The sequence below is a fragment of the Pseudomonas pichavaramensis genome (genome assembly GCF_050473265.1).
Classification (GTDB): domain Bacteria; phylum Pseudomonadota; class Gammaproteobacteria; order Pseudomonadales; family Pseudomonadaceae; genus Aquipseudomonas.
In genome coordinates, this window is the sequence record NZ_JBJKFJ010000008.1 from 218809 (window position 1) to 231011 (window position 12203).

The window sequence follows — 12203 nt, forward strand, 5'->3', positions numbered from 1 at the left end:
TATGGTACGCAGTGTAGACCCGCTGGCGCTGGGATGGCAGTTTGATTGCAGTGCTGCCAGGGTATTTTGCGCGTAGCGCACAGCCTTTGGTTTGTCTGGCACCCAAAGCAAAACCCCCGGCAGGGCCGGGGGTTTTGTCATCACTCGTCGAGGAAGGAGCGCAGATGCTCGCTTCGCGTCGGGTGACGCAGCTTGCGCAGCGCCTTGGCTTCGATCTGACGGATACGCTCACGGGTGACGTCGAACTGCTTGCCCACTTCCTCGAGGGTGTGGTCGGTGTTCATGTCGATCCCGAAGCGCATGCGCAGGACCTTGGCTTCACGGGCGGTGAGGCCGGCCAGTACTTCGCGAGTGGCTTCCTTGAGGCTTTCGACCGTGGCTACGTCGATCGGGGACTGCATGGTGCTGTCCTCGATGAAGTCGCCCAGGTGCGAATCTTCGTCGTCGCCGATCGGGGTTTCCATGGAGATCGGCTCTTTGGCGATCTTCAATACCTTGCGGATCTTGTCCTCAGGCATCTCCATGCGCTCACCCAGCTCTTCCGGAGTCGGCTCGCGGCCCATCTCCTGCAGCATCTGGCGGGAGATGCGGTTGAGCTTGTTGATGGTCTCGATCATGTGCACCGGAATACGGATGGTGCGCGCCTGGTCGGCAATCGAGCGGGTGATCGCCTGGCGAATCCACCAGGTGGCGTAGGTCGAGAACTTGTAGCCGCGACGGTATTCGAACTTGTCCACCGCCTTCATCAGGCCGATGTTGCCTTCCTGGATCAGGTCGAGGAACTGCAGGCCGCGGTTGGTGTACTTCTTGGCAATCGAGATCACCAGACGCAGGTTGGCCTCGACCATTTCCTTCTTGGCGCGGCGGGCCTTGGCCTCACCGATGGACATGCGACGGTTGATGTCCTTGATCTCGGCCAGGCTCAGGCTGCACTCGGCTTCCAGGTCGGCGAGCTTCTGCTGGCAGCGCTGAATGTCGGATTGCAGGTTGCCCAGGGCCTCGGCGTACTTGGCCTTGCCCTTGGCCAGGTCGGCGGACCAGTCCATGTCGACTTCGTTGCCCGGGAACAGGCGCAGGAAGTCGGCACGCGGCATGCGCGCATCACGTACGCACAGCTGCATGATGGCGCGTTCTTGCGCGCGCAGGCGGTCGAGGGCGCTGCGAACCTGGATGACCAGAGCGTCATACTGCTTGGGCACCAGCTTGATCGGCATGAACAGCTCGGCCAGCGTGGCCAGCTCTTCGATAGCCTGCTTGCTGCCACGGCCATGCTTCTTCAGGGCTTTCTGGACTTTGTCCTGCTGTTCAGCCACGGCACCGAAGCGGCGTGCGGCTTCTTCCGGGTCCGGGCCGCCATCGCCTTCTTCTTCCTCGTCGTCGCCGTTCTCGTCGTCGTCTTCGTCGTCGTCGCTGTCGTCAGCGGCGGCGCCGTCCTTGACCGGCGTAGGTGCGGCGGACTCTTCGGGCACGCTGCCGTCATCCGGGTCGATGTAGCCACTGAGGACTTCGGCCAGACGGCCACCCTCGGTGGTGACACGGGTGTACTCGGCGAGGATGCCGTCGACGGTGCCGGGGAAGTGAGCGATGGCGCTCATGACTTCGCGGATGCCTTCCTCGATACGCTTGGCGATTTCGATCTCGCCTTCGCGGGTCAGCAGTTCCACGGTACCCATTTCACGCATGTACATGCGCACCGGGTCAGTGGTGCGGCCGATATCGGTCTCAACGGCAGCGAGGGCGGCAGCGGCTTCTTCAGCGGCTGCTTCGTCGGTGTCGGCTTCGGCCAACAACAGGGCGTCCGCATCCGGAGCACTCTCGAATACGTTGATCCCCATGTCGTTGATCATGCGGATGATGTCTTCCACCTGCTCCGGATCGGAAATATCTTCCGGCAGGTGGTCATTGACCTCCGCGTACGTCAGGTAACCCTGCTCGCGACCGCGGCTGATCAATTCTTTCAAACGAGATTGCTGTTGCGCTTTTACGGACATAACACCCTATCCACTGAAGGTCTTGGCGGGCTGAAAACAAGCCGAGGATTATACCAGAAAAAGAGGCTCAGGCGCCAGTTGAACTCTTGTCGCTGGAGGGAGCAGGGAGGCTGTAATGCTCTCTGAGCAATGTCTTTTCCTCGTCTGTGAGCTCGCTGGGGCTTTTATGAATGATGCTGCGGAGCGCTTTTTCACGCCGCCTCTGCGATTGACTATTTGCAAGTGTAGTAATGGTGTCGAAAAACTGCTGTTCAAGGTTGTCGCCCCGAATCAGCCACTCTTTCTCTGCCAAGGCCCGCAGCAGACGGCCCTGTTCGGTGCCGTGCCAGCGAGCGATCAACTGCAGTGAGCGCAGGCTGGGAGTCTTCTGCAGGGCGCCGACCAACGCCACCAGCAGCTGGGCGTAGGTGTCGTCTTCGTCGGCGAAATGGCTGACATCCTCGACCTTTTGCGCTAGCTGCGGATGGTGCAGCAGGGTGCGCAGGGCGATCAGATGTGGTGATTCGACGCTCACTGCGGTGCGTGGGGCACGTGGGGCGAAGTCGCCTTTACCTTTTTTGTTCCACTTGCCGCCGTCTTTTTTCCAGCTGCCTTTGCCGCCTTCGTTGCTGCGTTCGTAGTACTGCTGTTGCGGTGGCGCCGGCTGCTCGTAACCGTCGACATCCGGCAGGCTGTCGTAATAAGCGCTGTCGGGGATGTCGCCGTAGTCCGGGTAGTCGCTGCTGGGCGCCGCGTTGCTGGGGCTTGGTGCCGGGCTGCGAGGGCTGCTGGCGACCTGGCTGAGCGCTTCGCCGGAGAGGCCGGTGATCTCGCTCAGGCGTTGGCGCATCAAGGCGCGCAGGTTGTTGCCAGGTATCTTTTCGATCAATGGCGCGGCCAGCGTCACCAGATGCGCCTTGCCTTCCAGCGAGCGCGGGTCGGCCTCTTCACAAAGCTGCTGGAAGAAGTAGTCGGCCAATGGCTGCGCATGCTGATTGATGCGGGCGCGGAAGGCATCGGTGCCTTCCGCGCGCACCAGGGTGTCCGGGTCTTCGCCTTCGGGCAGAAAAAGAAAGCGTGCGCGACGGCCGTCCTGCAGGCTCGATAGCGTCGACTCCAGGGCGCGCCAGGCGGCGTTGCGGCCGGCGGCGTCGCCGTCGAAGCAGAACAGTACGCTGGGCACGATGCGGAACAGGCGCTTGAGGTGCTCCTCGCTGGTCGCTGTACCCAGGGTCGCCACGGCGTTGCGCAGGCCTTGCTGGGCCAGGGCGATGACGTCCATGTAGCCCTCGACCACCATGATCTCGTCGAGGTCACGGTTGTACTTGCGCGCCTCAAAGAGGCCGTAGAGTTCCTGGCCCTTGTGGAACACCGGGGTTTCCGGCGAGTTGAGGTACTTGGGCTTGTCGTCACCCAGCACTCGGCCACCGAAAGCGATTACCCGGCCGCGGCTATCGCGGATGGGGAACATGATACGGTCGCGGAAACGGTCGTAGCGCCGGCCGTTCTCGGCGTTCTCGATCAGCAGGCCGGCGTCGATCATGACCTTCTGCTGCAGGGCATCGCCGCCCAGTTGCTTGAGCAGGTTGTCCCAGCCGGGTGGGGCGAAACCGAGGCCGAAGTCGCGGGCAATTTCGCCGGTCAGGCCGCGGCCTTTGAGGTACTCCACGGCGTATTTGCGCTGCGGATGGCTCTTCAGGGCCTGGCGATAGTGCTCGGCGGCGGCGTTGAGCAGCGGGTAGAGCGGCGAGTCGACTGGTTGCCGGGGCTTGTGCCCGCGACCGCTTTCCTCGCGCGGCACGTCCATGCCGGCGCGCTTGGCCAGTTCCTCGATCGCCTGGGGGAATTCCAGTTGATCGTGGTCCATGACGAAGCCGAGGGCATTGCCGCCGGCGCCGCAGCCGAAGCAGTAGTAGAACTGCTTGTCCGGGCTGACGGTGAAGGAGGGGGTCTTCTCCTTGTGGAAGGGGCAGCAGGCGCTGTAGTTCTTGCCGGTCTTCTTCAGCTGGATGCGCGAACTCACCACATCGACGATGTCGGTGCGGTTGAGCAAGTCATCGATGAAGGATTGCGGGATCAGGCCGGCCATAGGCGCTCAGCATACTGCTCGGCGCGAAGGCGGAACAGTGATGGGTAGAAATGCAAAAAACTCCGGCCATTCGCCAATTGGCGAAGCGGAGTTCTGTAAATGCAATGCCCGGCCGAGGCCGGGCATTCGAGCGTCGCGTGTACGGTATTAGTACAGGCGAACGCTGCGGCGCTGCTCGCGCTGCACTTTCTTGGCGTGGCGCTTAACAGCGGCAGCGGCTTTGCGCTTACGCTCAGCGGTCGGCTTTTCGTAGAATTCGCGGCTACGGACTTCAGCCAGTACACCGGCTTTCTCGCAGGAGCGCTTGAAACGACGCAGGGCTACGTCGAAGGGTTCGTTCTCTTTAACTTTGACGGCTGGCATCCAGGTCGTACCTATCTTTAATTACCGGGGTTAACGCGGTCCCGGCAAATGAGGCTCGGGGTGCGTCGGTTTTTAAGGGTTGCGGATGTTACCGCCTCGGGCTTAGGAATGCAAAGCCCTCTGATCGAAAAGCGCTGGCCGCTCCGCCAGGCGGCGCTTATCATGCGCGCCTTTGTTCCACGCGGCAAACCAAGGCTCAAGCTCCATGCTCGTACTGGGATTGGAAACTTCCTGTGATGAAACCGGCGTCGCGCTCTATGACAGCGAGCGTGGCTTGCTGGCCGATGCACTATTCAGTCAGATCGATCTGCACCGTATATATGGCGGCGTGGTGCCTGAGTTGGCCTCGCGTGACCACGTCAAACGCATGCTGCCGCTGATTCGCCAGGTGCTGGATGAAGCGGGCAAGCAGGCTGGCGATATCGATGCGCTGGCCTACACCGCTGGGCCTGGCCTGGTCGGTGCGCTGTTGGTGGGCGCGTCCTGCGCGCAGGCGCTGGCCTTTGCCTGGGGCGTGCCGGCCGTTGGTGTGCACCATATGGAAGGTCACCTGCTGGCGCCGATGCTCGAAGAGCAGCCACCGGCTTTTCCGTTCGTCGCCTTGTTGGTGTCGGGTGGCCATACGCAGTTGGTGCGCGTTGACGGCATCGGTCAATACCAGTTGCTCGGTGAGTCGCTGGATGATGCTGCCGGTGAGGCCTTCGACAAAACGGCCAAGCTGATGGGCCTGAATTACCCGGGTGGCCCGGAGATCGCCAAGTTGGCTGAGCAGGGCACGCCGGGGCGTTTCGTCTTCCCGCGGCCGATGACCGATCGCCCTGGCCTGGATTTCAGTTTCAGCGGTCTCAAGACCTTTGCGCTGAATACCTGGCAGCAGTGCCGTGACAGCGGTGACGACCTCGACCAAGCCCGTCGCGACATCGCACTGGCCTTCCAGCAGGCAGTCGTCGAGACTCTGACCATCAAATGCAAGCGTGCGCTCAAGCAGAGTGGCTTGAACAGTCTGGTGATCGCCGGTGGCGTGAGCGCCAACAAGGCACTGCGTGAGCATCTGGAGCGCATGCTGGGTGAGATGAAGGGCAAGGTGTTCTACGCCCGCCCGCGCTTTTGTACCGATAACGGCGCAATGATCGCCTACGCTGGTTGCCAGCGCCTGCTCGCCGGGCAGCATGAGGATCTGGCTATCAAGGTGCAGGCGCGCTGGCCGATGGAGTCGCTGCCGGCGATTTGATGAGGGTTGTGTCCTGTAGGAGCGGCTTCAGCCGCGATTTTCGCTTTTAAAAGCGCCGCTCGCGTCCGGCGAACAGATCTCGCAGGTTGTTGCGATGGCGCCAGACGATCAAGCCGGTCAGTACGCAGGCCGGCAGCAGAGCGGCTGGTTGTTGCCAGGCCAGTAGTGGCAGTGTCAGTGGCGTTGCGATGAGTGAGGCGAGTGAACTGGTGCGGGTCAGCAGAAACACCAGCGCCCAGGCGGCCAGCGCGAGCAGGGCGGCTGGCGGGTAGAGGCCCAGCAACATACCGGCGGCAGTGGCTACACCTTTGCCGCCGCGGAAACGGAAATAAACGGGATAAAGGTGGCCAACGATGGCGGCCAGGCCAATCCAGGCCTGTTGATGCAGGCTCAGGCCGAACAGCTTGGCGATCAGGATCGGCAGCAGGCCCTTGAGCAGGTCGCCGATCAGGGTCATGACCGCGAGCTTGCGGCCGGCCACGCGCAGCATATTGGTGGCGCCGGGGTTGCCCGAGCCGATGACACGCGGGTCGGGACCACCTGCGAGGCGACTGAGCAGGATGGCAAAGGACAACGAGCCGAGCAGGTAGGCGAGGATCGCCAGGAGCCAGAACATGGTGGCCATTCCAGGGCATGGGGTGGGCCGATTCTAACGAGGTGCAGCGCCCTTGTCGTGGCGTGGAGAGTGTGGTGGACAGAGTATTTATCGAGGGGCTGGAGGTCGACACGGTGATCGGCGCCTACGATTGGGAGCGCGACATTCGTCAGTGCCTGCTTCTGGATCTGCAGATGGCCTGGGATAACCGTCCGGCGGCAGCTGGTGACGATCTTGACCAGGCACTCGATTACGCCAGTGTCTCTGCGCGTATTCAGGCGTTCGCCGCCGAGTCGCAGTTCATCCTGGTGGAAACCTTCGCCGAGCGTCTGGTTCAGCTGCTGATGGCTGAATTCAATATTCCCTGGATACGCCTTAAACTGACCAAGCCCGGTGCCGTGCCTGCGGCGCGTGGTGGTGTCGGGGTGGAGATCGAGCGCGGATGTCTTTGACTCGGGTCTTTCTCGGTCTCGGCAGCAATATCGAGCGCGAGACTCATCTCGCTGCCGGCCTCGATGCGCTGGCTGGGGTGCTCAGCGACATGCATTGCTCGCCCGTGTTCGAGAGCCATGCCGTAGGCATCAAGAGCGGCAACTTCTTCAATCTGGTCGTGGTCGGTGACACCGAGCTGCCGCTGCTGGAGCTGGATCGCAGGCTGAAGTTCATCGAAGCCGACAACGGCCGTTACGCTCCGGAGCGCAAGGGACTGCCGCTGGATATCGATGTGCTGCTGTATGGCGAGCAGGTGGGCAACTTCAACGGCTTGGTCCTGCCGCGTGCCGAGATTCTCAAGAATGCCTTCGTGCTATGGCCGCTGGCGCTGCTGGCGCCGGAGATGCGTCATCCGCTCGACGGCCGTTCCTTCGCTGACTTGTGGACCTCTGCGCAGATCGACCAGCAGCTGTGGCCGGCCGCCTTCCAGTGGCGCGGCGCCGAGCTGACGCCGGCAGAGTTGCTGCAAGCGCGCTCCTCGTAGCCCGGATGCAATCCGGTAGTACAGGTAGTGGCAATGCCCCGGATTGCATCCAGGCTACGCAGGTTTCTGTTTGATCGCACGTTTCGGTGTAGGAGCCCCTCCCCGGGGCGAAAGCGATTGTGGTCGTTCAGCAAGACTTGCAGCCTGGTCACGATTCGCCGCGGGGCGCGGCTCCTAAAAGGCTATTGACCTTTGTAGGCTTTCAGGGCATTCAGCCGTTCACGAGTGAGCGCTTCGCCCAGCTCCGCGCCTTTGAATCCCTTCTCCAGTAGCGGTTTCACCGCTACCTGGCGCGCGACCTCGGCAGCGCCGAGTAGGTAAGCGGCCTGTGGATAGTCGCGTTGTTCGAGGCCCTGGCGTCCACGTGCATCCATCTCGCAGGCTGCGACGAACTCGCCGAAACGTTGCGGGCGACGGAATACATCGAAGCGTTGCAGCAACTCCAGCAGGGTCGACGGCCGCAGCTCCAGAGCGCGATGACCGTGGGTATGGAATTCGCCCACGAGCAACGCCAGTTCGGCGCAGTCGCGCGGCACCTTGCAGCGTGCGTTGATCGCCTCGATAAGTTGCAGCCCCTTGTGCTCATGAGCGATATGTCGTGGCCACTCGGCTTCTGGCGTCAGCCCCTTGCCGACATCGTGCAACAGACAGGCCCAGCGTACGCTCAGTGGCTGATCGTGCTCGGCGCACTGCTGCAGCACGCTCAGTACATGCACGCCGGTGTCTATCTCGGGGTGATGGGCAGGTGGTTGCGGTACGCCGAACAGGGCGTCGACCTCTGGCAGGAGTGCCGCCAGCGCGCCGCAGTCACGCAGTACCTGAACGAACACATCCGGGCGCGGCTCCATCAGGGCGCGGGAGATTTCCTTCCAGCTACGTTCGGCTGTCAGGTGCGCCAGTTCGCCGGCCTCGGCCAATTGGCGCATCAGCGCCAGGGTCTCCTGCGCCACGCTGAAACCAAGTTGTGCATAGCGTGCGGCGAAGCGGGCGACGCGCAGCACGCGCAGCGGGTCTTCGGCGAAGGCAGGCGAAACGTGGCGCAGGATGCGCGCTTCAAGATCCTGCTGCCCGCCGTAGGGATCGAACAGCGTGCCGTTATCATCCTCGGCCATGGCGTTGATGGTCAGGTCACGGCGGATCAGGTCATCTTCCAGGGTAACGTCGGGGCTGGCGTGAAAGGTGAAACCACCGTAACCGCGACCGCTCTTGCGCTCGGTTCGGGCCAGGGCATATTCCTCACCGCTTTGCGGATGGAGGAATACCGGGAAGTCCTCGCCCACTGGTCGGTAGCCGAGTGCGAGCATCTGTTCGGCACTGGCGCCGACCACCACCCAGTCGATATCGGTGACTGGCCGCCCGAGCAGGCGATCGCGCACGGCACCGCCGACTTTGTAGATCTGCATAGGGTTCCTCCATTGAGCGCAGAGGATACCGAAGATCGGTAGGGTGCGCCGCGCGCACCGGCTTATTACGGGAGTTGAGTGCCATCGGTGCGCATGGCGCACCCTACCTGGTGGCCAGCGGAATCTGCTCGGTCAGCGCCCGGACGGCACGCTCTAGCTGTTCGGCGCTGTCGCGCGCCGGGCTCAGGCCCGTGCTGATCACGCCTTCCCAGAGTATGCGGCCCTCGGGATCGGTCAGGCGCAGGCGCAGCGTGCCGGTCTCGTCGCGCAGGCGATGAATGGCCTGATAGGGGCCAAGTGGGTTGGGTGGTGGATTATCGACCTTGAAGGTCAGCGGACTGTCCTGCAAGGCTAGCCAATAGTAGACGCGTAGTTGCGCTTGCCGGCTTTCATGAAAGCCTCGGGCAGCCAGGGCATGACGCAACAAAGGTGGTAATTGGCGATAACGCTCGGCATAGGGCGTGGCGCCTTCGAGGCTGTGCTGTGGATCGATCAGCTCATAACTATGACGGCCGGCCAGCGAGGCGTCGGCGGCACTGAGTATGCGCGCCTGAGGCACGTGGCTGGCGCAGGTCGCCAGCCCCAGGCACAAGAGGAGCACCAGAAATATTCGCATGCAGTGTTTCTCGCGGAGTCTGCCTGCGATGCTGGTGTCTGGCGCCATCCTCGGCAACCGATCAAATGGGTGGTATCACCAGGTCCAGCCGCGGGTAATCGCTATCACCCTCGGCGCTGCTGCGTGGCGGTACATGCTGGGTGGTGATCAACTGGTCGCCCTGGCAGACCTCCAGGTGGATGTCGAAGCCCCAGAGCCGGTGCAGGTGTTTGAGTACCTCCTCGGTGGATTCGCCCAGCGGTTTGCGGTCGTGCTGCTGGTGGCGCAGGGTCAGCGAGCGATCGCCACGGCGGTCGATGTTCCAGATCTGCACGTTGGGCTCGCGGTTGCCCAGGTTGTACTGCGCGGCAAGCAATTCGCGGATGGTGCGGTAGCCAGATTCGTCATGGATGGCCGGCACCAGCAGTTCATCCTTCTGGTCGTCGTCGAGGATGCCGAACAGCTTGAATTCGCGAATCACCTTGGGCGAGAGGAACTGCAGGATGAAGCTTTCGTCCTTGAAGCTGGTCATGGCGAATTTGAGGGTGGTCAGCCAGTCACTGCCGGCGATGTCGGGGAACCAGCGTTTGTCCTCTTCGGTGGGCTCCTCGCAGATACGGCGGATGTCGCGGTACATGGCGAAGCCCAGTGCATAGGGGTTGATGCCGCTGTAGTAGGGGCTGTCGAACGGCGGTTGATAGACCACGCTGGTATGCGACTGCAGAAACTCCATCATGAAACCGTCGGTAACCAGGCCTTCGTCATACAGGTCGTTCATCAGGGTGTAGTGCCAGAAGGTGGCCCAGCCTTCGTTCATCACCTGGGTCTGGCGTTGCGGGTAGAAGTATTGGGCGATCTTGCGCACGATGCGGATCACCTCGCGCTGCCAGGGCTCCAGCAGCGGCGCGTGTTTTTCCAGGAAGTAGAGGATGTTCTCCTGTGGCTCAGCCGGGAAGCGTTTGCTGTCCTTCTCGCCGCCTTTGTCTGCGCTGCGCGGAATGGTGCGCCACAGGTCGTTGATCTGCCGTTGCAGGTGTTCTTCGCGATCTTTCTGGCGCTTGCGCTCCTCCTCGGCGGAGATCGGGTAGGGGCGCTTGTAGCGGTCGACGCCGTAGTTCATCAGGGCGTGGCAGGAGTCGAGCAGTTCCTCCACTGCGTCGATGCCGTAACGCTCTTCGCACTGCATGATGTACTGCTTGGCGAACACCAGGTAATCGATGATCGAGCTGGCGTCGGTCCAGGTGCGGAACAGGTAGTTGCCCTTGAAGAAGCTGTTGTGGCCGTAGCAGGCGTGGGCGATCACCAGTGCCTGCATGCAGATGGTGTTTTCTTCCATCAGGTAGGCAATGCACGGGTCGGAGTTGATCACGATCTCGTAGGCCAGGCCCATTTGCCCGCGCTTGTAGCCTTTCTCGGTGGCGAGGAAGTGCTTGCCGTAGGACCAGTGGTGATAACCCAGTGGCATACCGACCGAGGCGTAGGCATCCATCATCTGCTCGGCGGTGATCACTTCGATCTGGTTGGGGTAGGTGTCCAGCGCGTAGCGCTCAGCGATGCGCGCGATTTCCTTGTCGTATTGGCGGATCAGCTCGAAGGTCCATTCCGAGCCGGTGGAGATCGGCTGGCGTTTCTTTTCGGCAGTGCTCATGGCCACTCCTCAACTCACCAGGCGGCGCTGGAACAGTTCGCGGAACACCGGGTAGATATCGGCTGCCGACACCAGTTGTTGCTGAGCGAAGCTGTCGGCAAACGCCTCGGCCACCTGTTCGTATTCGAACCACAGTGCCTGATGCTCACGCGGGGTGATCTCGACGTAGGTGAAGTACTGCACGAACGGCATGATCTGGTTGATCAATATATCCCGGCATACGGGGGAGTCGTCGTTCCAGTTGTCGCCGTCCGACGCCTGGGCGGCATAGATGTTCCACTCGTTGATCGGGTAGCGCTCGGCCATCACTTCCTGCATCAGCTTCAGGGCGCTGGAAACGATGGTGCCGCCGGTCTCGCGGGAGTAGAAGAACTCTTCCTCGTCCACTTCCTTGGCACTGGTGTGGTGGCGAATGAATACCACGTCGATCTTGTCGTAGTTACGCTTGAGGAACAGGTAAAGCAGGATGAAGAAGCGTTTGGCCACGTCCTTGGTGGCCTGGGTCATGGAGCCGGACACGTCCATCAGGCAGAACATCACGGCCTTGGAGCTGGGGTTGGGCTGCTTGGTCAGCAGGTTGTACTTGAGGTCGAAGGTGTCGAGGAAAGGCACGCGGTGAATACGCGCGCTGAGCCGCTCGATCTCCGCCTCCATTTCCTGGATATCGCCGAAGTTGTCCGGCTCTTCCCGTCGTAGCCGCTCCAGTTCTGCCTTCGCCTGGCGCAGTTTGGCGCGGCTGGAACCGGACAAAGCGATGCGCCGGGCGTGTGCCGAGCGCAGGGTGCGGACGATGTTGATGCGTGACGGGTTGCCCTCGTTGCTGATACCGGCGCGTACGGTCTTGAAGGTGTCGGCGCCGGTCAGGTGGCGTTTGACCAGGTTGGGCAGCTCCAGATCCTCGAACATGAAGTCGAGAAACTCCTCTTGGGTGATCTGGAAGACGAACTCGTCCATGCCTTCGCCGGAGTTGCTCGCCTTGCCACTACCGCGCCCGCCGCCACCGCCTTGCGGGCGCGGAATGCGTTCGCCGGTGGTGAATTCCTTGTTACCGGGGTGAACGATGGTCTGCTTGCCGCCGCGACCATGATGCAGCACCGGTTCGTCGATGTCGCGACCGGGGATGCTGATCTGCTCGCCATGCTCCATATCGGTGATGGAGCGGCGGCTGACGGCTTCTTCCACGGCCTTCTTGATGTGTTCACGGTACCGCCGCAGGAAGCGCTGGCGGTTGACCGTGCTCTTGTTCTTGCCGTTGAGGCGTCGGTCGATCACGTAGCTCATGACGTCTCCCTAGCACGCCTGCAGCCGCAGGCGTGCAGCGAATGAGACGGCG

Annotated in this window: 11 protein-coding genes; 3 read left to right on the forward strand and 8 right to left on the reverse strand. The window is 62.1% G+C overall.

The features are described 5' to 3' along the window. Positions 1-140: 140 nt before the first annotated feature. From rpoD to rpsU, 3 genes are all read right to left on the reverse strand, one after another. Positions 141-1991 carry an RNA polymerase sigma factor RpoD gene (gene rpoD / locus ACJRW5_RS15185; protein WP_484571334.1) on the reverse strand — a complete coding sequence of 617 codons (1851 nt, stop codon included), beginning with the start codon at positions 1989-1991 and terminating at the stop codon, positions 141-143. A 67-nt stretch (positions 1992-2058) separates the two neighbouring features. Next, positions 2059-4059, reverse strand: coding sequence for a DNA primase (gene dnaG / locus ACJRW5_RS15190; RefSeq protein ID WP_484571335.1), 2001 nt, complete (start codon positions 4057-4059; stop codon positions 2059-2061). A gap of 147 nt (positions 4060-4206) precedes the next feature. Next, the gene (rpsU, locus tag ACJRW5_RS15195; protein WP_003290642.1) at positions 4207-4422 is read right to left on the reverse strand and encodes a 30S ribosomal protein S21; all 216 of its coding nucleotides are present in this window, start codon (positions 4420-4422) and stop codon (positions 4207-4209) included. A 205-nt stretch (positions 4423-4627) separates the two neighbouring features. On the opposite strand from rpsU, the gene tsaD reads away from it, so the two are divergent. Then, positions 4628-5653 carry a tRNA (adenosine(37)-N6)-threonylcarbamoyltransferase complex transferase subunit TsaD gene (tsaD, locus tag ACJRW5_RS15200; RefSeq protein ID WP_484571336.1) on the forward strand — a complete coding sequence of 342 codons (1026 nt, stop codon included), beginning with the start codon at positions 4628-4630 and terminating at the stop codon, positions 5651-5653. Positions 5654-5699: 46 nt separating this feature from the next. Here the strand turns inward: tsaD and plsY are convergent, their stop codons facing one another. Further along, complete coding sequence (gene plsY / locus ACJRW5_RS15205; RefSeq protein WP_484571337.1) at positions 5700-6269, reverse strand: glycerol-3-phosphate 1-O-acyltransferase PlsY; 570 nt, start codon at positions 6267-6269, stop codon at positions 5700-5702. Positions 6270-6343: 74 nt separating this feature from the next. Here plsY and folB point away from each other — a divergent pair, with 74 nt between their 5' ends. Further along, entirely contained in the window at positions 6344-6700 is a 357-nt protein-coding gene (folB, locus tag ACJRW5_RS15210) for a dihydroneopterin aldolase (RefSeq protein ID WP_484571338.1), read from the forward strand. Then, the gene (folK, locus tag ACJRW5_RS15215; protein ID WP_484571339.1) at positions 6691-7224 is read left to right on the forward strand and encodes a 2-amino-4-hydroxy-6-hydroxymethyldihydropteridine diphosphokinase; all 534 of its coding nucleotides are present in this window, start codon (positions 6691-6693) and stop codon (positions 7222-7224) included. Before folB ends, folK begins: the two co-directional genes overlap by 10 nt. A 182-nt stretch (positions 7225-7406) precedes the next feature. On the opposite strand, the gene ACJRW5_RS15220 is transcribed toward folK, so the two are convergent. From ACJRW5_RS15220 to ACJRW5_RS15235, 4 genes are all read right to left on the reverse strand, one after another. After that, positions 7407-8627: a multifunctional CCA addition/repair protein gene (locus ACJRW5_RS15220; protein WP_484571340.1), complete on the reverse strand. Its 1221-nt coding sequence runs from the start codon at positions 8625-8627 to the stop codon at positions 7407-7409. Positions 8628-8730: 103 nt separating this feature from the next. Beyond that, positions 8731-9243 carry a DUF4136 domain-containing protein gene (locus ACJRW5_RS15225; protein ID WP_484571341.1) on the reverse strand — a complete coding sequence of 171 codons (513 nt, stop codon included), beginning with the start codon at positions 9241-9243 and terminating at the stop codon, positions 8731-8733. 61 nt (positions 9244-9304) lie between these two features. Continuing rightward, on the reverse strand, positions 9305-10870 hold the full coding sequence (locus ACJRW5_RS15230; protein ID WP_484571342.1) for a SpoVR family protein: 1566 nt from the start codon (positions 10868-10870) through the stop codon (positions 9305-9307). A 9-nt stretch (positions 10871-10879) separates the two neighbouring features. Beyond that, positions 10880-12151 (reverse strand): YeaH/YhbH family protein, encoded by a 1272-nt coding sequence (locus ACJRW5_RS15235; protein WP_484571343.1) that lies wholly within the window; start codon positions 12149-12151, stop codon positions 10880-10882. Positions 12152-12203: the final 52 nt, after the last annotated feature.